The organism is Cryobacterium sp. 10S3 (genome assembly GCF_034344045.1).
In the GTDB taxonomy this organism is placed as follows: Bacteria; Actinomycetota; Actinomycetes; order Actinomycetales; family Microbacteriaceae; genus Cryobacterium; species Cryobacterium glucosi.
The window spans coordinates 20604-44490 of the sequence record NZ_CP133773.1; the positions used below are offsets into that span (position 1 = coordinate 20604).

Annotated in this window: 22 protein-coding genes and 1 pseudogene; 11 read left to right on the forward strand and 12 right to left on the reverse strand. The window is 62.1% G+C overall.

What is annotated here, in order from left to right:
• Positions 1–7 precede the first annotated feature (7 nt).
• Genes RHM57_RS00110 through RHM57_RS00120 form a run of 3 tightly spaced genes read right to left on the reverse strand, consistent with a single transcriptional unit; the run spans position 8 to position 1205 of the window.
• Positions 8–217 (reverse strand): IS3 family transposase, encoded by a 210-nt coding sequence (locus tag RHM57_RS00110; protein ID WP_322189248.1) that lies wholly within the window; start codon positions 215–217, stop codon positions 8–10.
• A complete protein-coding gene (locus RHM57_RS00115; protein WP_322189903.1) occupies positions 190–912 on the reverse strand; it encodes an IS3 family transposase in 723 nt (240 codons plus the stop codon). The genes RHM57_RS00110 and RHM57_RS00115 overlap by 28 nt, the downstream gene beginning before the upstream one ends.
• On the reverse strand, positions 882–1205 hold the full coding sequence (locus RHM57_RS00120; RefSeq protein WP_322189904.1) for a transposase: 324 nt from the start codon (positions 1203–1205) through the stop codon (positions 882–884). Before RHM57_RS00120 ends, RHM57_RS00115 begins: the two co-directional genes overlap by 31 nt.
• Positions 1206–1268: 63 nt before the next feature.
• Here RHM57_RS00120 and RHM57_RS00125 point away from each other — a divergent pair, with 63 nt between their 5' ends.
• The 3 genes from RHM57_RS00125 (at position 1269) to RHM57_RS00135 (ending at position 2962) form a co-directional block, all read left to right on the forward strand.
• Entirely contained in the window at positions 1269–1730 is a 462-nt protein-coding gene (locus tag RHM57_RS00125) for a hypothetical protein (RefSeq protein ID WP_322140589.1), read from the forward strand.
• 234 nt (positions 1731–1964) lie between these two features.
• Positions 1965–2573 carry a class I SAM-dependent methyltransferase gene (locus RHM57_RS00130; RefSeq protein WP_322136664.1) on the forward strand — a complete coding sequence of 203 codons (609 nt, stop codon included), beginning with the start codon at positions 1965–1967 and terminating at the stop codon, positions 2571–2573.
• A gap of 119 nt (positions 2574–2692) precedes the next feature.
• The gene (locus tag RHM57_RS00135) at positions 2693–2962 is read left to right on the forward strand and encodes a hypothetical protein (RefSeq protein WP_322136663.1); all 270 of its coding nucleotides are present in this window, start codon (positions 2693–2695) and stop codon (positions 2960–2962) included.
• A gap of 817 nt (positions 2963–3779) precedes the next feature.
• On the opposite strand, the gene RHM57_RS00145 is transcribed toward RHM57_RS00135, so the two are convergent.
• From RHM57_RS00145 to RHM57_RS00165, 5 genes are all read right to left on the reverse strand, one after another.
• Positions 3780–5405: a ricin-type beta-trefoil lectin domain protein gene (locus tag RHM57_RS00145; protein ID WP_322136661.1), complete on the reverse strand. Its 1626-nt coding sequence runs from the start codon at positions 5403–5405 to the stop codon at positions 3780–3782.
• Positions 5406–5541: 136 nt separating this feature from the next.
• Positions 5542–7581 (reverse strand): glycoside hydrolase family 2 protein, encoded by a 2040-nt coding sequence (locus RHM57_RS00150; protein ID WP_322140590.1) that lies wholly within the window; start codon positions 7579–7581, stop codon positions 5542–5544.
• Positions 7582–7583: 2 nt separating this feature from the next.
• On the reverse strand, positions 7584–8393 hold the full coding sequence (locus RHM57_RS00155; protein ID WP_322136659.1) for a carbohydrate ABC transporter permease: 810 nt from the start codon (positions 8391–8393) through the stop codon (positions 7584–7586).
• 64 nt (positions 8394–8457) lie between these two features.
• Positions 8458–9387 carry a sugar ABC transporter permease gene (locus RHM57_RS00160; protein WP_322136658.1) on the reverse strand — a complete coding sequence of 310 codons (930 nt, stop codon included), beginning with the start codon at positions 9385–9387 and terminating at the stop codon, positions 8458–8460.
• A 31-nt stretch (positions 9388–9418) separates the two neighbouring features.
• On the reverse strand, positions 9419–10843 hold the full coding sequence (locus RHM57_RS00165; protein ID WP_322136657.1) for an ABC transporter substrate-binding protein: 1425 nt from the start codon (positions 10841–10843) through the stop codon (positions 9419–9421).
• Positions 10844–11018: 175 nt separating this feature from the next.
• Here RHM57_RS00165 and RHM57_RS00170 point away from each other — a divergent pair, with 175 nt between their 5' ends.
• On the forward strand, positions 11019–12026 hold the full coding sequence (locus RHM57_RS00170) for a LacI family DNA-binding transcriptional regulator (RefSeq protein WP_322136656.1): 1008 nt from the start codon (positions 11019–11021) through the stop codon (positions 12024–12026).
• An 81-nt stretch (positions 12027–12107) separates the two neighbouring features.
• On the opposite strand, the gene RHM57_RS00175 is transcribed toward RHM57_RS00170, so the two are convergent.
• Positions 12108–12311, reverse strand: coding sequence for an SDR family oxidoreductase (locus RHM57_RS00175; protein WP_322140591.1), 204 nt, complete (start codon positions 12309–12311; stop codon positions 12108–12110).
• 16 nt (positions 12312–12327) lie between these two features.
• Positions 12328–12537: pseudogene (locus RHM57_RS00180) on the reverse strand (SDR family NAD(P)-dependent oxidoreductase); the annotation flags it as partial.
• A gap of 335 nt (positions 12538–12872) precedes the next feature.
• Between RHM57_RS00180 and RHM57_RS00185 the strand changes: the two are divergent.
• From RHM57_RS00185 to RHM57_RS00215, 7 genes are all read left to right on the forward strand, one after another.
• Positions 12873–13448, forward strand: a complete 576-nt coding sequence (locus RHM57_RS00185) for a TetR/AcrR family transcriptional regulator (protein WP_322136654.1) — start codon at positions 12873–12875, stop codon at positions 13446–13448.
• 772 nt (positions 13449–14220) lie between these two features.
• A complete protein-coding gene (locus RHM57_RS00190; RefSeq protein ID WP_322136653.1) occupies positions 14221–14475 on the forward strand; it encodes a hypothetical protein in 255 nt (84 codons plus the stop codon).
• Positions 14476–14725: 250 nt separating this feature from the next.
• Complete coding sequence (locus RHM57_RS00195; RefSeq protein WP_322136652.1) at positions 14726–16165, forward strand: APC family permease; 1440 nt, start codon at positions 14726–14728, stop codon at positions 16163–16165.
• Positions 16166–16178: 13 nt separating this feature from the next.
• Positions 16179–17276, forward strand: a complete 1098-nt coding sequence (gene aguA / locus RHM57_RS00200; RefSeq protein ID WP_322136651.1) for an agmatine deiminase — start codon at positions 16179–16181, stop codon at positions 17274–17276.
• A gap of 159 nt (positions 17277–17435) precedes the next feature.
• The gene (ptcA, locus tag RHM57_RS00205) at positions 17436–18446 is read left to right on the forward strand and encodes a putrescine carbamoyltransferase (protein ID WP_322140592.1); all 1011 of its coding nucleotides are present in this window, start codon (positions 17436–17438) and stop codon (positions 18444–18446) included.
• Between the two features lie 9 nt (positions 18447–18455).
• The gene (gene arcC, locus RHM57_RS00210) at positions 18456–19394 is read left to right on the forward strand and encodes a carbamate kinase (RefSeq protein WP_322136648.1); all 939 of its coding nucleotides are present in this window, start codon (positions 18456–18458) and stop codon (positions 19392–19394) included.
• Positions 19395–19708: 314 nt separating this feature from the next.
• Positions 19709–20374, forward strand: coding sequence for a TetR/AcrR family transcriptional regulator (locus tag RHM57_RS00215; RefSeq protein ID WP_322136647.1), 666 nt, complete (start codon positions 19709–19711; stop codon positions 20372–20374).
• Between the two features lie 316 nt (positions 20375–20690).
• On the opposite strand, the gene RHM57_RS00220 is transcribed toward RHM57_RS00215, so the two are convergent.
• Both RHM57_RS00220 and RHM57_RS00225 read right to left on the reverse strand, forming a co-directional pair.
• Positions 20691–21992, reverse strand: coding sequence for an ISL3 family transposase (locus RHM57_RS00220; RefSeq protein ID WP_322135197.1), 1302 nt, complete (start codon positions 21990–21992; stop codon positions 20691–20693).
• 1446 nt (positions 21993–23438) lie between these two features.
• The gene (locus tag RHM57_RS00225) at positions 23439–23744 is read right to left on the reverse strand and encodes a hypothetical protein (RefSeq protein WP_322136645.1); all 306 of its coding nucleotides are present in this window, start codon (positions 23742–23744) and stop codon (positions 23439–23441) included.
• Positions 23745–23887 lie beyond the last annotated feature (143 nt).

Sequence of the window (23887 nt, forward strand, 5' to 3'; positions counted from 1 at the left end):
ACACGGGTTAAGCGGCGAGTTGGATTTCTGCGGCCTGTGACGAGTATTGCATCTCGAACTCCACTGGGGTGACCTGCCCGATCGAGGAGTGGCGCCGGCGGCGGTTGTAACGGTCCTCGATCCAGTCCGCGACGCCTTGGATCGCGCGGGCCCGGGTGGGCCAAACCCGGCGGTAGGACAACTCGGTTTTCAATGTCGCGAAGAAGCTCTCGGCCATGGCGTTGTCCCAGCAGATCCCGGTGTAGCCCATCGACCGGGTGATGCCGTTCTTGGCCGCGAACAGAGTGATCTGTTCCGACGCGTATTGGGCAGATTCAACCGGTGGAAGATCACCGTCGCCGGGCGGTCTCCGCGCAGCACCATGGCCATCGTGAGGGCGTCCTGGATGAGGTCGGTGCGTATGTGGTCCGCGATAGCCCAACCGATCACACGGCGGCTGTGAGCGTCGATGACGGTCGCCAAATACACCCACCCCTCCCACGTCCTCAGATAGGTGATATCGCCGACCCAGACCTGGTTCAGCGCCCCGGTATCCCACTGCCGTTCCACAGCATCGACCGGGTAGGCGTCAGCGTGATCGATGATGGTGGTCGTCTTCCACTTCTTCGGGCAAATGCCCACCAAACCCAGGCGCCGCATGGTCGCGGCGACGGTTTTGCGGGAGATGACCTCCCCGTCCGCTCGGAGATCGGCCAGGATCCTGGGGGCGCCGTAGACCTCGTCGGAATCGCCGTGAAAGAAAGCGACTTTCTGCTCGATGTGCACCCGCCGGATCGCCGCCGGCGACGGCACCCGGCCGGCCCAGGCGTAGTAGTCCGACCGGGACACCTCGAGGAGACGGACCATGCGGGTGATGGTGAAGTTGGTCCTCTCCGCCAGCATCAGTTCGAACGCTTGCCGTTCGTATCCGATGCTTCCTGGGCGAAGAAGATGGACGCTTTTTTCAAGAACGCCCTGTCCATCTTGAGGTCCGCGTTCTCTTTCCGTAGCCGCAGCAGCTCGGCCCGCTCAGACTCCGTCACTTCGGTTTGTCCGGTCTCGTTGCGGGCCTTGAACGCGCTCACCCAGCGGCCCAGCGTGGCCTCGTTGATCCCGAGCTCTCGCGCGACGGTCGCGACCGCTCTGCCGGTAGTCAAAATCAGCTTCACGGCCTCGTCTTTGTACTCAGGAGTGAACTCCCGACGTGATCTTGCCATAGTGAACATTCTCTCTTGTGAGGTGTCCACTCCCCGGGGTCAGGGCCACAGTGTTTACCTCGATGATCCGAAGTGACAGGGAAAAACGTGAACAGAACATCTCGGCTCCTGAGCGCGGCGACCGCCGCCAGTATCTGCATGCTGCTGCTGGCGGGCTGCGTGCCCGGACAATCCATCGACAGTCTGGCCAAACAACCCGAAGCCGCATTGACCTACCCTGGCAGCATCGATGTCCGGACCAACAAGGTCCCAGGACGGGTTCAATTCGGGCTCGACGGCGGCGACGTGGACACGACTGGTATATCCGGGACAACGACGCACTCACCACGCGAGGTCCTCGCGTTTTACTCTCGCGAGCTGGTGGCCAACGGCTGGAAACAGGTCGATGAGGAGCCCTACGGCACAACGGAGTCGGGACGACCAGCGCCTGCGAGACAATGGGAGAAGACGGGGCTCCAGCTCGGCTATTTCGTCGCAGCAACGACGGAGGGTGAAGCAACGAAGTACGAAACTATCCTTGAATCGTTGCGGTAGTTCGTTATTCGCGGTCGGGAAAGACCATGCCCCTTCAGATTCAACTCAGGGGTGCGAAAGACGTTGTGCCGTTCTGAGAAAGAAGGATCACACCACCGTGGAACCGTCCCGCAAGGGGTTCCGATGTGACACAACATCGGCACTCTTGGCAATCGCGCGGAGAGGCCGCGAATTCGTCGCGCTGGAGGTCCCGTCTTACGGGCACATGGCTCGACCCTACCTAGACTCGACCGCATGGTCAACAAGGTCAGCACCGCGGCGTACTCACGCCGAGCAAGGGAGTACACCGAACTCTTGGGGTCGATGGCTGCCGTGCACCCATCCGATCTCCAACTCGTTTCCCAGTGGGCCAGCGATGTCGACGGGGAAATAGTCGATGCTGGGTGTGGTCCAGGTCATTGGACCAACTTCCTCGCGGAGCAAGGCTATGTTGCTCGCGGAGTCGATTTGGTGCCCGAGTTCGTCACGTACGCCACGAATACCTTTCCTGGCGTGAGCTACACGCTTGGCAGTCTCGACTCGCTCGACGCCGACACGGGCTCCATTGGCGGGATCCTCTCCTGGTACTCCCTCATTCACTACGAGCCCGAGACGATACAGATTCCTCTCCAAGAGTTCAGCCGCGCGCTCAAATCCGGTGGCACGCTGCTTGTCGGATTCTTCGAAAGCCAGACGGTCGAGGAATTCGCCCACGCCGTCACGCCGGCCTACCGCTGGCCCGTGGATGACCTCGGTGCCGAGTTGAACGCGACCGGTTTCGACGTGGTCGAATCGCACGTCCGGAAGACCGCCGGCCAGCGCCCGGTGGCAGCTATCGTCGCCCGACGTCGCGATGCCCGCTGAGGGATAGGAGGTACTAGCCAATGTTCGGCTTTCCCTTTTCATCGCGTCAGCCCCGAAGAACGTCAGGGACTGACGTCAGCGTCGCAGTCTCGTTGGCCGTCCTTCAGGTCTTGATCGCGGTGATCCTCACCCTCATTTCTCTCGTGGAGCAGTTCAACGTCGACGCCTGTGGGTTCTCGCGCCACTGCGACTTTGGCCTCCTGACAAGATCAGTTTTTGTCACACCGCTTGCCGCGGTCGGCGCGCTGCTCATTGAGGGTGTCGCCGTCGTCCTTCTGGTCCGCCGTGGCAGTCGTATCTGGTGGGTGCCGGCTGTCGGCATAATGGTGGTGATAGGGGGCTACGTGGTTGCCCACGTGCTCAATGCTGTGGCCACGGGAGTTGCATAGGCCGTTCGGCTACCGCTCGGCGGCGATGAGCAACCTCGTCAGGTCATTGGAGAGCGACACGTGGCGCATCCGGACCATTCCACCTGAACAGGGTCAGATGCCACAGCCCGGGGCGTTTGCGCGAAGGATCGACGAGGCCATTCGCTCCAAGGGCCTCCAGCCGCCGGCGGACCTGCCACGAAGAGGGTTCGTCTCCAGCCTTCGCAATGTCCTGCCAGGGCGCGACTGCGTCCGCAAGGTCGATACCGTGTCTTCGGGCCAGCTCCCTGATCGAGAGGCCCTCCACGCGCGCATCACGTCTGATCCGCGCGAACAACTCCACCCGAAACTCCATCCGAAACCTCCACCTTGAGCAACGAAAACACGTTGCAACAACGGTGGAGGTGGGTCCCGCTTAGATTGCCCTGGTGGGTCCGAATAACACTGCCATAGTCAATTCTCCGCCGAGGTAAGCACCATGTCTGCAGCTGGGGGAGTGAGGGCGAGTTCGCTTTGCCTCGTCTCCTGGTACGGGACACGCCAAGCCGAAACGCTGCGCAGGGCGCCGGTGATGCAGCCGCGGGGCAAATGAAAAACTCCGGGTCCGCCAACGCGAAGTACCGGAGTTCTCAATTCTTGGCCCAAGTAACATGAAACAGCGGTCATCAAGGGCTTGCGGATCAATCGTAGTTCGGAGGGCGGTGTCCCTCAGGAACACGGATTGAAGCGGTAGTTGCTCGTTTGGTCAAAGCGGGTGGAGGTTGGAATCTGGTCGTCGAGCATTTCGGCGAAGAGGCCCCGCCGCGACTTTCGGGCGGGGCCTCTCGTTGCGGAGACGTCAGGTTGTCGGCACGTGCCAGGCTTGTGTGGAGAGCCCATTGCAGTCGTATATCTGCAGTTGAGTTCCATTGGTCGTAGCTGCGCCCGGGTCGTCGAGGCATCGTCCAGACTGCGGGTTATAGAGCGACCCGTCGGCTCGTGCCACCCACTGTTGGCCCCCGACGCCGTTGTTGCATCCCCAAAGCTCGACCTTCGCGAAGTTAGCGGTACCGTTGCCGGTGATGTCGAGGCATTTATCGAAGGCTCGGATGGTGCCGTCGGACTCGAGCGACCATTGTTGCCCAGTTGCGACGCCGCAGTCGTAGAGCTGAACCGCGTTGCCTTGAGCTGACGTGTTGTTGTTCACATCGAGGCACTTAGCTACACTTCCTGGGCCGGTGATTGGTCCGGTCGCGCTCGGAAGATTCGCGGTGGCGAACCGCGTCTCGCATTTGCCGCTCGCAATATGGGTGCCCGCCAGCATGATGAAGCTCGACCCCGTGGTCGCGGCCAGGAGCGGTGAGCTGTAGCCTGCGCAGGCAGTTTCTCCGGCGTCGTATCCGCCGGTAGGTGCCACCGTCACTGCCGTCGTGATCTCCTTCCATGTACCAATCCCAAGGTTTTTATTGATGAGCAAAACGTGGCCGGATTCCGGAAGCACGGTGAGGGCCCCGTCATTTCCTGCGACGACTCGCTGTCCTGAGACGATGAGTGTGCCGTTGGCTCCGCCTGCGGGCGACCATGTCAGGTACGGAGTATGCAGCAGGAAGCGAGAATCACTCGTCTGAATGCGCGTGCCGAGGCTTCCTGGATTCCAGGTCACACCGTCGGTCGATGTCTTAATGTAGACGTCGCACGCCTGGTCCGGATCGAAACCGTTCTTGCAGTCCTCGTAGCTCATCGCGTAGCTGCCGTTTGGTAGGTTGACGACGGTAGCCATGCCAGGACGTTGCACGCCGTCCTGGATTGCTACGTCGTAGACCTCGCTTCCCCACGTTGCACCGCCATCTGTGGATGAAACGTGCGCGAGTACCTGGTTGTAGTTGTTCGATGAGGGTCGCTCGTCCGAGAAGTAGCAGACGAGATTACCGTTGCTCGCGACGTTGAATTCCGGTTCCCAGATGCCGTGCATGATTGTGTTGGGTGTGCCGGTTTCGCTCGTGCACGAGCTCCGGTAGGTCCAGGTCACGCCTTGGTCTTTTGAGATGAACACCTCGACGGACTGCTGCGTGTAGTCACCGTGGTTCCAAGCGGTTCCGGCTGCCAGAAGCGTGCCAGCGGGAAGGTCGCCTTTCGCGCTTGGTAGTTCGTAGAGGGTGGGACCGTCGAGATCCCAGCCGTGCAGCGTATCCGTGACGGTACCGATCGGCGAAGCCGTCCAGCTCACGCCGTTGTTGGTCGACCGGTAGAGGGGAAAGTTTGCTTTCGTCGTTCCGGCACCCGAGTGCGCGAATGTCGCGATCATGGTCCCGTTCGACGAGCCGGAGTGGGCGAGACGGATGACGCGGGGATAGCTCGCGTCTTCACTCGGGTTGGCTGAAGAATTGGGTGTGTAGAGGGTCCCGCTCGAGGTGGTGGCAGCGAATGCTGCGCCTCCCCCAAGAGCGAGGCCGCTTGCCAGGAGGGCAAGCGCCGTGATGGTCACAGCGACCAGCGTCCGAGCGTCTGTGCGCCATTTGGGGCATTGCCGTACTCTATTTTTCATTTTGAACTCCTCGTTTGCGTCGTTGCAGTGATGGGATGAATGGACCCTCCCGTGGGGAGGCCGGCGAATTCGGCAGTTACTGAGCGTCTCGTTCGAGCGGCCCGGCATCGACGAACGTGCGTGCCTTGATGGCACCCTGCTCGTCCACGATCCAGAGGTGGAGCCTCGCAGAGGTCATAGCCGGCGCTGGTAACGAAAGCTTGACTGCATCGGAGATTTGGAACGGGTGAGCGAAGACGGGAGCTTCGGTGACGGAATGGGAGATATTTGGGCCGAAGGGCGTCCCGCTTTGAACCCAGGCCGCGCGCACTTGTCCAGTAAGAGGCTTCCGGCCGTGGTGGGACACGCGCACATCCAGGATGAGTGGCACTGTTGGGGTTGCGATGTCGGTTCCTGCCTCCCTGGGAACGAGGTCAACCACGATCACAGTTTCGGCGTTTGCGTCGGCCGGGTCCAGGCCGCCGAGGTCCTTGCTTTTACGGTCGGCGGTGAACAGGCCCGCAGACTCGTGCTCGACATCGGCCAGTTCGGTATAGACGTAGCCCGCGAACCTATCGTGTCGTCGGATCTCCTGCGTCTGCCACCTCACGTGCCAGGCTCGTTCGAGGCTGGTGAATCCGCCCCCGAATTCGCTGTTGAGGAGGGGTACGCCGCTACGGGGTTGCTCGTTGTCGCCATAGATCGACTTGTCAACGATGTGGGCCGGTCCCAGTGGCACAGGGAACGACTCGCGCTCACCCGAGGCGATCGCCGCGACATTGGCCGCCCACGACGCCGGGTTCTCGTCGTAGTAGTGCCAGTCCATGAGGTCGGTCTTGACGTGCTCCCAGCCAGAGTTCTCGACGATGGGTCGACTGTGGTCGAGGGCTGCGAGCTGATCGTATGCGCGGCGGGCCGCGTCGGCTTTTGCGGGGTCTCCGGGGATGTCCCAGTCCAGACCCCACTCCTCGTTGTACAGGCCCCAGATAATGATGCTCGGGTGGTTGCCGTCGCGCTTGACCATCTCCGGTATTTGCGCCTCGAAGTTCACCGTGGCTTCCTCGCTGAATCGGCTCGTGCTGGCCGGTTCCGCCCAGATGAGCATGCCGAGCGTGTCCGCCCAGTGCAGCCAGCGCGGCTCTTCGAACTTGAGGTGTTTGCGCACGAGATTGAAACCAGCCTGCCGGGCGAGATCGAGGTCGTGCACGAGTGCAGCGTCATCGGGCGCGGTAATGCCGGAGGTCGACCAGTAGCCCTGGTCTAACACTCCGCGAAGGTAGAATCGCTCGCCGTTGAGGTAAAGGTCCTCGCCGAGTCGTTCGATCGAGCGCAACCCGCCTGTGACGACGACAAGATCGTCGCCGACTCGCACGTCGAGCGCATAGAGGTGCGGGTCGATAGGCGACCACAAGCGGGGTGAGTCGATCGGTAGAAAGCCGGAGGCGCGACCGTGCTCGTCGGTAACCACTTCGAGATCGCCGATGCTCACGCGGGCACGCGCGGCCTCGTCGCCCGCGACCTGCACGGTGACCTCAAACCCCGTCAGTGAGTCGCCTCTCAGTGAGACAGATTCAGCGTAGGTGCGGCCGCGTGCTTCGATCCACACGCTTTGCCAGATGCCGGAGCTTGCCATGAACGAGACGCCGTCGTAGTCGTCGCGGGGAAGTGATCGTTGCTTGCCGTGCGGGATCGAGCGCTTATCGGAGGGCGCCGTTACGTCCACGAGCAGCGTCGCGCTCGAACCTGCGGCGAGGTAATCCGTGATATCGAACTCGAACGAGGTGTACCCGCCTGTGTGCTCGCCGACTTTTGCCCCATCGATGGACACCCGCGTCTCGTGGTGCACGGCGCCGAAGCAGACGAACACCCGGGCGCCGGCCCAGGAGTGGGGGATGGTTAGTTCGCGTGAGTAGCTGGCTTGTTCGAGCCAGGTGCGGGCGATGCCCGACGCCTCGGTCTCCCAGGCGAACGGCACGGTGATGCTCTCCTCGCCGTCGAGGCTTGAGAACGCCCACTGGCCGTTGAGTGATTCCCAGCGATTCGACCGGTCGAAGTCGGGTCGAGGGTACTCAGGTTTGGGTACCGACGGCAGTTCTGAAGACATGCGAATGGAGCCTTTCGGGGTGATGATGGTCATGGTCAGCCTTTGACGCTTCCGGCGAGGATGCCGTTGATGAAGTGCTTCTGCAGAAGCACGAAGATGATGAGTAGGGGGATGAGTGCGACGGAGGACGCGGCGAGGAGTTCGCCCGTTACGTGCGCATAGTCGGCGCCGATCTTGTTGCCGCTGATGTTTTGGGCGAGGGTCGATAGGACCACCTGGAGCGTCTGCATCCGGTCGCCCGTGGTGATAACGACGGGCCAGACGAAGTCGTTGTAGATGTTCATCACAGTCAGCACGGCGAGGCCAGCGATCCCGGGTCGGATCACCGGAAGCACGATGCGCCAGAAGATACCGAACTCCCCGCACCCGTCGACGCGGGCCGCATCGAGTAGTTCGTCGGGCACGGCGCTGATCACCTGCCGCATCCAGAAGATCGCGAACGCGTCCACGGAGCCGGGCAGCACGAGGGCCTGGTAGGTGTTGACCCAGCCGAGCTCTTTCATTTCGAGCAGTAGCGGGATGATGAGCACGATTGTTGGGAGCATAAGTGTCAGCAGTACGGCCCCGAAGAAAAAGTTCTTGAACCGGAACTCGTATTTGGCGAACGCATACCCTGCCAGTGGTGCGAAGAACAGTGTGATCAGGCCCTTGGAGAAGAGCACTATGGCGGTGTTGAAAAAGCCGGAGAGGATCGGCACGTCGGTGAACATCTGCGTGTAGTTGTCGAGCGTGAACGTGCCTGGGTTGAATCCCAGTGGGTCGGCGATGATGTCGTTGGCCGGTTTGAATGCCGAGACGAGGGCCCAAGCCACCGGTGCCAGAAAGCCCGCGGTAAGGAGGATCAAGAAGACCTGGGATACGATCTGCGGCTGGAACCGCCGTGTCCGGAAAACGGATGCCGTCCTCATGTCAGTCCTTCGCTCTCAGCAGCCGCACGAACCCGAGCGACAGCGCCATCACGATGATCACGAGCAGGAACGAGTTGGCCGCTCCCGTGCCGAGATCTGCGACGGTGATGTGGTTGTACAGGTAGAGGCCGGCCGTCGTGGTTGAGCCATACGGGCCACCCTTGGTAACGACGTACGGTTCGGCAAACATTTGGAATACCGCGAGAGTCTGCAACACGACGATGAACATGATCGTCCGTCGGATCAGGGGGACAGTGATGCTCCAGAGCTGCCGGAACGGCGATGCCCCGTCAAGCTCCGCGGCCTCGTATACCGTCGTGTCGATGGACTGCAGGCCGGATATCACGATGATGACCACAAATCCGGTCGTCTTCCAGAGGAATAGGAGCGCGAGCGTTGGTTTCGACCACTCGCTCGTTGTTAACCAACCGACGTCTGGAAGCCCGACTAGGTTCAGCAGCCCGTTGATGACCCCGTAGCGCTGGTCGAACAGTACGATCCAGATCTGGGCGATCGCAACGAGGGGTGTGACGAAGGGCACGATGAACGCCGTGCGGTAGAAACCGCGAGCACGGATGCGAGTGCTGTTGAGGAGGACCGCTGCGAGCACGCCCACGCCCAGTTGCGCCGGGATGATCAAGAGCCAGAGCACACCCGAGTTGGCCAGCGACGCCCAGAAGTCCGGGTTCGAAAGCAGGTAGGTGTAATTGCCCCAGCCCACCCAGTCCGCGGTACCCGACCCGCGCCAGTTGGTTAAGCTCAGCCGGAACGTGAACACCAGCGGGTAGATCGAGAACGCGGCAAAGATCGCGACGAACGGAAAAATGAAGAGGTAGGGCGCCGACTTCCGTCGCAGCAGGGACCAACGCGGTCCCCGCTGCGACGATCGCGGAGCCGTACTTGACGCCTTCAAGGCGGTCGTGACGGTCATGGAGCTGCTTTCTCGCGTGGGTGAAGAGGTGTTACTTGTTGCGGTCGACCAGGTTCGTTTGGATCTGATCGGTCGATTGCTGGATCACCTCGTCGGGTGTCATCTGCCCGTCGAGCATCTTCTGCAAGTTGTTACCGAGATAGTTGACGGCGCTCGCCCACCAGGTGGGGGTGGGGGTGCCACCTGGGATCTGGTTGCCCGCCTCGATAGCGGTCTTCCAGAGGTCTTGTCCGCCCATGGCGTCGATGGTGCCGAACAGCGGTGTGTTCGGATCAGCGGCCGCCTTGTAGCTGGGTACCGACGTATTCAGACCCTTCGGGTAGACGGAGTTCGGCCCGTAGACAGCCGTGTATCCGTTCTTGTCGTACATCAGGAAGTTGTAGAACAAGGCCGCAGCTTTCGGGTTCTTCGCGGCCTTGGGGATGACGAACGACGAGCCACCCATCGCGCCCGAGTGGGCTCCATCTGCCGTCCAGGACGGTAGCGGCATGGCCCGCCAATTGCCCGAAGTCTTTGGGAGTAGTTGCTGCGGGGCAAAGTCGAACCAAATCGACCATGGGTAGAACACCTGCTGGCCGGAATCGAGCGTCTGCACGTCCGTGGGCCCGAGGTACTCCGCACGCGTGCCGAGCTTCTCTTTCTGAACGGTATCGAGCCACGTGAGGATTTGCTTATACTCGGGCGAATCAAGGCGCAACTTTCCCGATGCGTCGGTCATGCTCGTGCCTTGCTGGCTCGCGAACATCTCAAGCCACAATTGCCCCAGGAAGGCGCTCTGTTCGAGGTGTATTGGACCCGACGACGGATCGGCGGCTTTAACTTTCTTGGCAGCGGTGAGCAGGTCGTCGTAGGTCTTGATGCCTGCCGGATCGATTCCATCCTTTTCGAGCACGCTCGCGTTGTAGAAGAGAAGACCGGGGTCCAGATCGAACGGGATGCCGTAGATTCCGCCATTGAGCGAGTTGACGTCGACCTTTTGTTTCGCGATGTCCTGAACGTATGGCTTGAGAACGTCGCTGAGATCCCACAGGTCATTGGCAAAGCCCGGGACCTTCGCGTCGTCGAGGAAGACGCCGTCAGGTACGTCAGTTGAGGAGATGAGGGTATTTTGCAGCTTTGCGTCGATGTCAACGGCCTGGTGATTGACCTTGACGTTCGGGTACTTCTCGTTGAATTTGGCGATCGTCGCATCGAAGACGTTGAAGAGATCGCCAGAGCGGTCCCAAATGGTGATCTCCCCTGTGGCGTCCTTATCAGTCGGTGCCGTAAGAACGTTCGGATTCGATGTGCCGGTCACGCTCGAAGAGTCATTTCCAATCGCCGGGCCGCAGGCGCTAACGCCAACGGCTACGGCGACAGCGACGCCAAGCGCTCCGAAACGAGAGAAGGCGCGGTGCTGCCGCAGAGCCGAAGCGCTCGCGCCGGGCCTTCTGGGCTGCGTGGGTGTGCTGTGCATGAACACTCCTTTGTGATCGGTGCCTCGCTCCCGCAGTCGAACACCCAACGGTCTCCGAGAGTGAAATACGGTGCGACGCTGCTGACGTTTGCCAACGTATGCAAAAGGATAGCGCGGAATTGCGTACGTTGCAAAGATAAGCTGGCACAACAGTTGTTCAGCTAGTGGAGGTCCGATGCCCGCAACGCTTAAAGACGTAGCTGATCACGCGAAGGTCTCCATGCGCACTGTGTCAAACGTGGTCAGCGGTTACGAACACGTCAGCAAAAAGATGCGTGAGCGCGTCATGACTGCGATCGCCGACCTTGACTATCGACCCAACCTCGTAGCACGTACCCTGCGCACCGGTCGCACGGGCGTGCTTGCGCTCGTCGTGCCCGAAATCGACGTTCCATACTTCAGCGAGCTCGCCCGGGATGTCATCCGGGCGGCGACTTCGTTCGGGTACCGGGTGATGATCGATCAGACAGGGCACGACCATGAACGCGAACGCGACTTGCTCGTTGGCGGTGACCGCAACATGCTCTTCGACGGCATCCTCTTCAGCCCACTCGCGACAAAAGCACAGCTCGATGCCGTGGAGGATCGCGTGACCCTGCCGTTCGTGCTGCTTGGCGAGCACGAGTTCGACGGCCGGTTCGATCACGTGGCCATCGATAACTTCAAGGCAGCGCAAGAAGCCACCATGCACCTGCTCGCTATAGGACGATCACGCATAGCCGCAATCGGAGAGCAACCCTTCGAGAGCTACGCGACCCCGCACCTTCGCACAGCGGGATACCTCGCTGCGCTCGATTCTGCTGGCATCGCTTCAGATGCGGACCTCATAAAGCCGGCCGTGCACTACCGCCGGGCCGACGGCTATGCGGCCACGCAACAGTTGCTCAAACTGCCAGATCGGCCCGACGCAATCTTCTGCTACTCCGACATCCTCGCCATGGGAGCGATGCGAGCCGTCTTCGACGCGGGGCTTATCGTCCCGAAAGACATAGCGATCATCGGTATCGACGACATCGAAGAAGGTCAATATTCACGCCCAACCCTCTCAACAGTGTCCCTGGACACCGAGTTCATAGCCCACCACGCCGTTGCCACTCTGGCCGCTCGTATCGACGATCCCGAGAGAACGGCTGAAGAAGTCGTAGCACCCCACTCCCTCAAAGTTCGAGAAAGTAGCGCCTAACCGGGCACCTCATATCCTCATCACGATGACGGGGGAACATGTGCTGCCTGACCAACGCCTGGCCAATGGCTCGGCTGGTCCTTAGTTGAAGACCATTCCGCCGTCGACGAGGATCGACTGTCCGGTGATGTAGTTGGAGTCGGGACCGGACAGGAAGGAGACGAGGCCGGCGACCTCGGAGGCTTCGGAGAGGCGGGCGAGAGTGATGCCGTTGGTGAACTGGTCCCAGCCCCACTCTTCGGGCTTGCCCGCGTCGGTTGCTACTTTTTTCGCCAGTTCCTCCATGAGGGGGGGTCTTGACGATGCCGGGGGCGTAGGTGTTGACCGTGATGCCGAACTGGGCAAGGTCCCTGGCCGCTGTCTGAGACAAGCCACGAATGGCGAACTTCGTGGCCGAGTACAACGCAATGCCGGGGTTCCCGACGTGGCCGGCCTGGGAGGCGGCACTAATGATTTTTCCCCCGTGGCCGAGCTCTTTGAACGCCTTCGTGGCTGCCTGAATGCCCCACATTCCGCTGAGGTGGCCATGCTTATATCTGGGGGAGGGGTCGAGTCCGCGGAGTCTCGTTCTCCTGGGTTGGAACACACGCCGAGGGCCCACGCTCGCAGGGTGCCGCGGAAGGGCTTTCACGGCAGGCGGGGAGGGATGCTGGAGTATCAGACTAGGGTCCCGGCCGGCTGCGGCGGTAACCTGACATCACTTCCCGGCATTTCCCGGTGGGCAAGGGGCGCATGGTTCCGGTGGCTGGCATGAGCCGGGGTACCAAAAGGCGTCGATAACGAGAGCGAGCAACTATGGGCGAGACGCACGCGTCTACGACGACGAGCGGGCGGCAGGCAAGGTCGTTGACCGGAGAGCGCAAGCGGGAGCAGATCCTCGACGCTTCTGTACAGGTCTTTGGTACCGGTGGCGCAGCCGCTGTGACTCATCGTGCGGTCGCGAGGGTCGCTCGTGTGCCGCTTGGCTCGACGACCTACTACTTCACCGACCGCAACGACTTGTTACTGCAGACGATGGCCCACGCCCGGAGGACCGAGGCGGCCCGGCTCGCCGCGATCGTCGAGGCGCTGCATGGGGAGCTGACCGTCGAGCGCTCAGTCGAGGTGTTAACTGAGATGTTCTTCGATAAGACGGTCGCAGACCCGCTCTACGACCTTGCGCTGTTCGAGATGTTCATGGAAGCGACCCGGAACATCACAGTGCGAAACGAAGCGCGCGGCTGGTCGACCATGATTGGCGCTTTGGTCGACCGCGTCCTGCCCGCCAGCGAACCGACAGTGCCTCGTGCGACCGTCGTGCAGATCGTCGCGTGCTTAATTGACGGCTTGATGCTTGAGGCCGTGTCCAACGGACAGCTGAGCGTTGCCGACCTCGCCGAGCGGCTTCAGATTGTTGTTGAGCGGTTGTGCCTACGGCTCTAGAGTCCTGCACCTGAAATTTTCTGGTTGTGTTGCAGAACGGAACGCGTTTCGAACTGGACGTCCGAAGACCGAGCTGATTCCTAGGGGCGAAGCGCGGCAGCGGTTATTGCGCTGGGTGAGGCGGCGAAGTCCTCGCAGGGTTTGGCGTTGCGGTCACGGATCGTGCTCGGTCGCGTGAGGGCCTGAATAAGCAACAGGGTGCAGGGCGGGCGCTGTTCGCCGAACGCAGTCAGTAAGTGGCGTGCCCGCTTCCTGGACTCTCGACTGGATGCGTTGGTCGATGAGCCGCGCCCGAGACGCCCGGCAACGATCGCGGCCGAGCAGGTCGAGGCAGCCGTTGTGGCAATTGGAGTCAACGTCGGAGAATGCCGACCGTAGTGGATTGTCGAGATTGTCGATCGGGCGGATCTGGAAGGCACTTGAGCTGAAGCCCACTGAGACAAGTTCAAGCTCACGAACGATCCGCTGAGTATCTTAAAGCCCTGAGCGCCACACAATCGGGTGGTTCAGCGCCGGGGATTGTGCGAGAGTCCGCCAGCAGTTGCGTGGTTTGGCACCGCTGACGCGCTCGGTCGCGTGAATAGACGGTCACGAGTGCTGCATGCTCGCGCATGTTGTAGTTGCCGGTCTCGACCCAGATCCGGACTGGTTTGGGTCGGCGTCAACACGGGCGCAGCGTCCCACCTTTCAAGCCGCGTATCGGCAACATCGACCCATGGTCAAAGGTGCGCTTGCTTGGATGACTCGCCGCGCGCCGTGCCCCCTACCGGGCGTGACGAAAAACAACGCCTGGTGGGTGAACCGGGCCGCTGAAATCAGCCTCAAACGGCTCCTCGAACTCGGACTCGCCACCTCCCACCCCGCCAGGCAACGGCCATGGGAGCTGCCCGGATTAGCCGCTCGGCCCGAAGTCATCAACGCGTCCAGACAGCCACCGGCCCCGCTCGAACTACGCACCGCTCTTCGTGTCATCGACACCCGCGTGAACTCTTACATCGCCCGGGAGCGACTGGGGAACGCCGCCTGAAAACTCAAGACAAACGCCAAAGATCTGACCCCAAGGATCGCTAGGTGCACCAGCGCACAGATGTGTTACGTTAAAGAACAAAGGTTGTACGTTTGTACACGTTGGACAAATCCCGTCTTTGGCAGCGTTCGGCCTTCGAACAATTTCGTTCAGCGGTATGTCAAGTAAAGGATCAACAGCAATGACAATGCAGTCAGATAGTCCTCCGACAGGCGCCGCCGACCCAGCGAAGGGACGTCCGACCTTCCGAATGTTCGACATGGTCCTGTTCTCCGTGGCCGCGATGCTGTTGCTCTCGCAGCTGACCGTAACGGCCGCCGTCGGGCCGACGGCGATTTTCTGGACCGTCGCGATCATTATCTTGTTCTTTGTCCCCTACGGCCTGGTCACGAGTGAGCTCGGCTCGGCTTACCCGGATGCCGGCGGCATCTACGCCTGGGTCGTGCGAGCGTTCGGCAACCGTTGGGGGAGCCGGGTTTCCTGGTGGTACTGGCTCAACGTGGGCTTGTGGGTACCGAGCGTTTACTTGATGTTCTCGGGTGCGATCTCGTCGATGTTCTTCGGTGGGCACCTGAACTTTTGGATCCAGGTAGCAATTACCGTCACTCTGATCTGGATCAACTACTGGGTCAACGCCCATAGCCTGAAGATCGGCACCTGGGTATCAAACCTCGGAGCCGGCATCACGATCGTCGTCATAGTAGCGCTCGTCATTGCCGGCGGGATCTACGCTTCGGCGAACGGCTCGGCAACCTCCTGGACACTGGACACGCTTATTCCTACGGATGCACTGCCCGCGTTTATCGCAGCGCTACCGATTGTGATCTACAACTTCCTCGGCTTCGAGCTGATGTCGTCCGCCTCGACACAGATGGCCAACCCGCAGCGCGACGTACCTAAGACGATCTTCATCGCCGGCGTCCTCATCGGAGGGTTTTACCTCCTCGCGACCGTTGGCATGCAGCTCATCCTCCCAGCCGATGAAATATCTAAAACCACCGGCCTAATCGACGCCCTCCGTCACGGATTCGGCGACTCACCCATTGCCAACGCGGTCGTGACGATCCTCGGCATTGGTGCACTATTCTGCTTCTTTGCCAGTCTGGTGCCATGGACTATCGGCGCGAACCTCGCCGCCGCCGAGGCTGCCCAGCAGGGCGACCTGCCCAAGGCGTTCGCCCGGACACACCCAACCCGTGGCACTCCGGTCGGCGCAGCGATGCTCTGCTCCATCGTCGGGACGGTTTTCACTGTCGGGTACGCGGCGTTGTTCTCCGTGACCGACGGCGCGATCGACGCTCTCTTCTGGAACCTGTTCGCCTTCTCTTCAGTCATCTTCCTGCTGCCCTACATCGTGATGATGCTGGCGTTCGCCAAGCTCCGGCGTATCGACGCGGGCCGGCCGCGGCCCTACCGAGTCCCGGGCGGTCCAATTATGACGTGGCTGATGACGTGGATCCCGGTGGTCCTGCTTGGGGCAGCCGCGGTGTTCTTCGTCTGGAACCCCTACGATTATTCGCTCACGGTGACCGGGTCGATCCTGATCGGCCTCGTCGTGACGGTCGCCTTCCAGGAGTACTTCTGCGCCAAGTCGCCCGAGTGGACACGCCAGCGGGCCATCGAGCGCGGCGAGGACCCGACACTTCCAGCTCCTTCCCAGGCGCCCAACTCTGACCTCATTCAATCTTGAAAGGCTGCTTCTTATGACTCTTACTCTCGATTCCACCCCCGGCTCAGACGGCTACCGGATGCCGGCGGAGTGGGCTCACCACAGCGGTTGCTGGTTGATCTGGCCCGAGCGCCCGGACAATTGGCGCCTCGGCGGCAAGCCGGCGCAGGCCGCGTTCGCCCGGGTAGCGACGGCGATCTCCGGTACGGAGGCCGTGACTGTCGCTGTCTCCGCCCGGCAGTACGACAACGCCCGCAGCGAGCTCGGTGAGCATATCCGGATCGTCGAAATGTCCAACGATGACTCCTGGATCCGGGATTGCGGGCCGACCTTCGTCGTGAATGATGTTGGAGACGTGCGCGGCGTTGACTGGGACTTCAACGCTTGGGGCGGCCTCGTGGATGGGCTCTACTTTCCTTGGGCGGCCGACGACGCCGTCGCGGGCAAGGTGCTGGAGATCGAGGGTGTGGTCCGGTACAAGGCCTCGTTCGTGCTCGAAGGAGGATCGATCGATGTCGACGGCGAGGGAACGCTCCTGGTGACGGAGGAGTGCCTGCTGTCGCCCGGGCGCAACCCCGACCTGACCCAGGAAGACCTCGAGAGGCTGCTGCATAGTTATCTCGGTGTCGACGTCATCATCTGGTTGCCTTTTGGGGTCTACCTCGACGAGACGAACGGACACGTGGACAACTTCTGCCGGTTCGTCGCGCCAGGCAAGGTCATGCTGACGTGGACAGACGACCGGACAGACCCGCAGTACGCCCGTTCGGCGGCCGCGCTGGAGGTCCTCGAAAACGCCGTGGACGCCCGCGGTCGCACGCTCGAGGTCGTCAAACTCCACCAGCCCGGTCCGATCTTCATCACCGCCGAGGAGTCCGGCGGAGTCGACTCGATCGCCGGCACTCTGCCGCGCGGAGCCGGTGATCGGCTGGCCGGCTCCTACGTGAACTCATATATTGGCAACGACGTCGTCGTGCTGCCGATCTTTGATGATCCCCATGATGACGCGGCGGTCGCGGCCTACACCGAGCTGTTCGCGCCGCGCCGGGTCGTCACGGTACCAGGCCGGGAGATCCTGCTCGGCGGCGGCAACGTTCATTGCATCACCCAGCAACAGCCCTCCGGCGACTAGTCGGCCGACGGCGGCCGACCCTACCGGGGCACCGCCACTTTCCCCCCTTTTTCCGCATCTTTGGTACGACTCGCCCATTCGCTGGCGACCGCCCGTGCCTCGCCATGCCCTCAAACGCGCCCAACAAGCCCCGCGTCGACCCTTTCAAAGGAGACCATTATGACCGCACGTAACTTCATCGATACCCAGGACCTCACCAAAGACGAGGTGCTCGATATCGTCCATCTCGGCCTCGCCCTCAAGCGGTGTGTCGCGGTGGGCTACTTCCCCCCGCTGTTGCACGGCCGCACTCTCGGGATGATCTTCGAGCAGTCCTCTACCCGGACCCGGGTCTCGTTCCAGACCGCGATGTCACAGCTTGGCGGACACGCCCAGTACCTAGCGCCTGGCCAGATCCAGCTCGGTGGGCACGAGTCGATCGAGGACACCGCCCGCGTGCTGTCCCGATTGGTGGACGTCGTTATGGCGCGGGTCGCGCGGCACGCGACGGTCGTGGAACTCGCGAAGTACTCGACGATCCCCGTGCTCAACGGCATGTCCGACTACAACCACCCAACGCAGGAGATCGGCGATCTCATTACGATGGTCGAGCACTTGCCGAAGGGCAAGCGCCTCGAGGATTGCAAGGTCGTCTTCGTCGGCGACGCCACCCAGGTCTGCGCCTCCCTGATGATGATCACCACGAAGATGGGCATGCAGTTCGTTCAGTTCGGTCCGAAGGCCTTCCAGCTCCGCGAAGAGATGCAGGCGATCGGTCGCCAGAACGCCGTCGTGTCGGGTGGCAGTATCGTCGTGACCGACGATGCTTCGAAGGCTTTGGCTGGCGCAGACTTCGTCTATACCGACGTCTGGTACGGCGACTACGAGGCCGAGCTGGGCGAGGAGGCGCGCCTGGCCGCCTTCATGCCGAAGTACCAGGTGAACCCCGAGCTCATGGCCTTGGCCGAGCCGGACGCGAAATTCATGCACTGCCTGCCCGCCACCCGCGGTGAAGAGGTCACCGATGGGGTCCTCGACTCGGAAGTCTCGCTGGCCTTCGACGAGGCGGGCAACCGACTTACGGCACAGCGCGCGCTGCTCGTGTACTTCCTACGTCCCGAGGTTGCGAACTCGATCAAGGTCGACGCTGCGAAGGCAGAGCTCGGGACCCTGCTCGCCGAAATTCTGTAGAGGTCCGACATGTCACGCATCGTGATCGCCCTGGGCGGAAACGCCCTGGGCAGCACCGCAACGGAGCAGCGCGCCTGCATCGACGAGGCCACTCCCTCGCTCGTCGGTCTAATCGCCCAGGGGCACGAAATCATCGTGTCTCACGGCAACGGCCCGCAGGTCGGGGCTATCAGCCTCGCATTCGAGATCGCATCGCAACACACCGACCGGGTGACCCCTATGGACCTGGCCGAGTGCACCGCGATGAGCCAGGGGTACATCGGGTATCACCTGCAACAGGGGATCGCGAAGGAGCTCCGGCGGGTCGGCATGCCCTGGCACGTCGCCTCCGTCGTGACACAGGTGGAGGTGGCCGCCGACGACCCCGCATTCGCGCATCCGACCAAACCGATCGGCGGCTTCTATGACGAGGCCGATGCACGGGCACTGATGGCCGGGCGGCCAGGTCTTGTCATGGCCGAGGATTCCGGGCGAGGGTGGCGGACCGTCGTCGCGTCACCGCGCCCGGTAGACATCGTTGAGCGTGATTCGATCCTCAACCTGCTCGATCACGAGTTCATCGTGGTCGCGTGCGGCGGGGGTGGCATCCCCGTGGCCCGGGACAAGGCGGGCGAGCTGCACGGTGTTCCGGCCGTCATCGACAAGGACTTCGCCTCGGCGAAGCTCGCCGAAGTAGTCGGGGCGGACGTTTTCTTCATCCTCACGGCCGTGGACCGGGTCGCAATCGGCTTCGGCACGCCCCAGCAGCGCGACCTGGAAAAGCTCGACCTTGCCGAAGCGCGGCGCTACCTGGACGACGGACAGTTCGGCGCTGGCTCAATGGCTCCTAAGGTCCAGGCCGCGATCAATTTCGTGGCTAGCGGCCCCGGGCGGACCGCGGTGATCTGCTCGCTCAAGAACGCCCCGCTCGCTATGAAGGGTCAGAGCGGGACGGTGATCCACAGGTAGCAGTATTTCGCCAGTGCGCGTAACCGGGGCGGCAACCGCCCACCGTTTGCCCGGCGCGGATAGTCGTGTTCGGCTACGTGATCGCAAGCGAGGGGGCTGCTCGCGTTGACATGGATCAGATGGTGCTCGCTGTTGGGGCGGCGTCCTGGCCGCGATCAGCGACACCAGCAGGCGATCTCTCTCATCGTGGACCAGCCCGGCGGCCACCACCGTTTGAGCTGAGGAGAACCGGATCCGAAATCAGGATCACGCAAAAGCCATACAATTGACCAAGCGATCAATAAACCCGACGTAAAACTAGACATTGGGCTGTCATGTCAACTCTTCCGAGTCGGGCCAAGCGAAAGAGCCGCGCCGAGCGCGCCGCCGAGATCGGGCGCACGGCTCGGGAGATCGCCCGCTACGACGGCCTGGACGCCATCACGCTCCGGGCGATTGCGCTGCGCATCGGCGTGACGTCCGCGCTGGTCAGCCACTATCAGCCCAGCATGGAGGGGCTTGTTGCGTCGACATTCGGCTCGATCGTTTCCGCCGAGCTCGCCGAGGTCCAGCGGGAGCTGGCGGCAATGCCGAGCGCCGTCGAGGCCCTGCGCGCCTTGATCCGAGACCTCCTCGGACCCGAGCGCAGCACGGTCACGAGTCTCTGGTTGGACGCGTGGAGCGTCGCGCGACGAAACGCGGCCCTAGCCCGCGAGGTCGCGGTGCAGATGGACGCCTGGCAGGAGTTCTTGGTCAGCGTGCTGAACCGTGGCTGCGCGCGCGGTGAGTTCGCCGTCGCCGACCCCGGTGCCCTGGCCTGGCAGCTGCTCGCGATCATCGACGGCCTCGACGCCCACGCCGTGATGCACCACGGCGACGCGCGCGACCAGCGCGACCTCGTGCGCACGATCGCCGAACACGAGCTCGGCCTGCCCACAGGAACACTAGCGCCGGCGTACCTTATTGACCGTGGGCGCCCTCTGAAGGGCACGTCGCACTAGTAGCTCGACGTCGCGGCTGTGGGCTACGCCAGCGCATAGAGACGGGGCCTTAGCAGGTCCGTGATGACGACACTGTCGCTTGCGTCGAGGGCGTCGAGGGCGCGATCGCAGTTCGGCTGCGAGGCTCCATCGCCGGAAACGTCGCTGTCGACGTGAGGGTCATCACGCCGGAAACCAGCGGCCAGAAGGTCCACCACTTACCGGTCGGTGAATTGATGGCGCGTCGATACGCGGGCGTAACCGATCAGCTTCATCACCATCCTCTTGGCTGCCTCATAACTAACGGTGAATACGGCTCTCCTGACTCTTCCGTGGGTTAGTCCCGGCCGGGAAGCACGGGTTTGTGCCCGCCGAGGCTGAGCATTGCGAGGGCGATGAGGGCCTCGGGTGATTTGAAGCCGAACGCGATGCGGGTCATGAGGCGGATCTTGGTGTTCATGGATTCGACGCGGCCGTTGGAGAGGCTGTGCTCGATGGAGGCCAGGATCGCGGTGCGGTGTTTCACGATGCTCTTCTGCAGTTTCACGAAGGACGGGATGCGGCAGCGGCGAGCCCAACCAACCCATTTGTCGAGAGCTTCGGTCGCTTCCTCGAGAGGCAGTTTGAAGATCACACGGAGGCCTTCCTTCAGGTAGTACGCCCGAGCCAGCCGGGGGTCGGTCTGCACGATCCAGGCGAGCTTCGTTTGTTGCTTCTCGGTCAGGTTTTCCGGGTTCTTCCAAAGCGCGTATCGGCAGTTCTTGATGCCCGTCGCCCGGGCGCTGTCTGGGCGTGCCGGGGCGTCGGCTGGGGGCCGGCCGCGAGTGCGTCGGGCATCGTTGTGCCGGGCGGCTTTGCGGGCCTCGTTCCACGCGCCCCGGCGGACTTCATCGAGGGCCTCGGTGGCCCATTTCACGACGTGGAACGGATCAGCGCAGCGAACAGCGTTCGGCGCTCGTTCCGCGACAACACTGGCGATCCAGGCCGCACCGTCCGCGGAAACATGCGTGATCAGTGCCGAACGCTCCGGCCCCAACGCATCAAAAAACGTCTCGAGGGTGGCCTTGTCCTGGCCTGGTGCCGCCCAGACGAGACGGCCAGAATCGTGGTCCACGACGCAGGTCAAGTACTTGTGGCCGCGCTTGTAACTGATCTCGTCAATCCCGATCCGGGTGAGGCCCGCGAACTGGTCGAACTGCTTCTCCGTATCTGCCCAAACCCGGGTGATGATCGCGCCCACGGTGCGCCACGCGATGCGCATCAGCACGGTGATGGCGGACTTGGATGTTTGCGTGGCCAGCCACGCGACCTGGTCATCGAAGAACAAAGTGTGCCCGCTCTGATGCCGGGCCCACGGCACGGCGGCGACCGTCACGCCATGCACCCGGCAGCTCACCCGCGGCGCCGCAGCTTCTAAGTGGATTTGCACCGAGCCGGCGTCCAGGGATCGCCAGCGGCGCCGCCCGTCACCGGCGTCGTAGCGCGGGCAGCGCTTCCGGCAGGCCCCGCACCGGTTCCGCATCGATGCCGTTGGGCGCACCGACGCGACCAGCATGCCCGTATCCGCGTCGAGATCGACCGCTTCGACGATGGTTTTGTCGACTCCGAGCAGAGTCCGCCATAGTGTTGAGTTTTGCACGCCGTTTTCTCGTCCCTGTGTTTCTTGCCTTTGTCAGTTAGAAACCTAGACGGAGAGCGGCGTGCACTCGTTAAGGCGCTCGGAAACCACCCACGGTAACGTCAGGAGAGCCCTTTAAACGCCTCAATCCCTACCTCATACCCTCCGGAGCCTCACAGTCGGAAGACATCGACTAAGGAGCGCTCCGCGTGAGTACACGCCCATGATTTCTTCAGTACCTGTGATATAGATCTCCTCGCGTCCGATCGGGAAAGTATCGCGGTCGAAGCTGTGCCATAGAACCGCTGCCGTCGTCGTTGGCACCGATTGACCTCGTGGAACTGCGATCTCCGCGCGCGGCGGAATCGCGTCGATGAGACCGTGGTGTGCCAGCGCGCCGGCCAGTCACAGGGTGGCGTCGGGCCTGCATTTCACGATTTCGAGCAGGACGAGATGGAGGCCATCCAAAGTCTCCGCCACGAGGCTCTCAAGTTCGTCGACGGGAGCGCCCAGAGGATTATTTGGCAGAGCGTAGAGGATGTGCGCGAAAGTGCCGAAAATCTGCCCAGTGATTCACCAGCCTGTGAGTTATAGGAACAACCCGCCACGAATCACCCCCTGCATCCCTTGAAAACACTGGGATGTGGGGGTTTTCTTTTCCCGCAAAACCCCGCAGGGCAACACTTTGGCAACCACCGTCAGAAGTGCGGCCTGATTCTGCCAGCTTCTGAGCGGCTGTGACCTGGCCGTCACAGAGCAGGGGCCGTCGAACCGTGACCGGACGGTCAGGAGGAGCTGAAGTTGAGCCCGCCACGTACTGAACGCCATAAGCGCTTCCGCATCTTGTCCAACGTCGCCTTCGGTTTCACCTTGGGCTTCACGCTCCTGGTCATTGGTACGGCCGGCTTCTCGACCCCGTTGTCTCATGGACTTGTGTTCGAGTTTTTGTTTGGCTCGATAGCTGCGGGAGTCGTCCTTCGACTCCGCTCGAATCCGGACTATGACCGTCCCAAAGGTTGAGAGAACGAGAAGCGGGATCTACAGCACTCAGTCTCTTAGCGTTCCAAGGCGCAATGGGAGACGAGGCGATCTAAGGATGCGTTAGGGGTAATCAGTCGATGCTGAGCGAGCGCGCGTCGTCGAGGGCGTCGGCCACGAGGTCGAGGTCGTCGTCGAAGAAGTCGTCGTAGGAGTCGAGGGTCGCCGCTACCACCCGCGGTGCTGTCGGTGCTGCACTTGGGCAGGTTCACGTTCTCCGTCCTTCCGGTCACGTGGAAAATGACCGCTTCATTGTGATTTCACCCAAATGGCAAGCGTGAATGCTCACCGCAAACGAATCGAACAGGCATACCCCGTGTGACACGCTTGGACCGTATGACGGGACAGAAGCCCCCGCTCACGCCGATTCAGGGGCCATAATTTGGCACTCGATCGGGACAAATTGAGACAAAATTAGCCAACAGGCGATTAGGTCTCGCCCCAAAAAAGAGAGGACGAGTCTCGACGGGCGCTGCCGTCTATCCATTTCCCGCTCTCGCACCGCAGTGCTACCGCGTGCGGGCGGAGCGGGACGTGGAATTCGGCGAAGTCGACTTCCTCCCGTGTGTCGTCATAGCGTGCGGAGCGGATGAAGAGGGAGAGCACGTCGCTGTAGTGTTCGAGTTTGGGGTGCTGGTGGCCGGCGAGCAAGTCCTCTTGGAGGAGGGGGTACAGATCCCATGCATCGGCGAGCTCGGCGACGTTCCCGAGCGTCGGGGCGGGGTATAAGCGCATGGGCATCCTGTCCGTACAGGTGCGAGCAAATTCCAGTGCGTCGGAGGCCGTCGCGCCAGACGGGGCCGCTGTTGGCAGTCCTCGGTTCACATAGCGGGTCAGGAACGACGCCTCGGCCGGTCCCGGGGGTGGGCGGTGCGGCG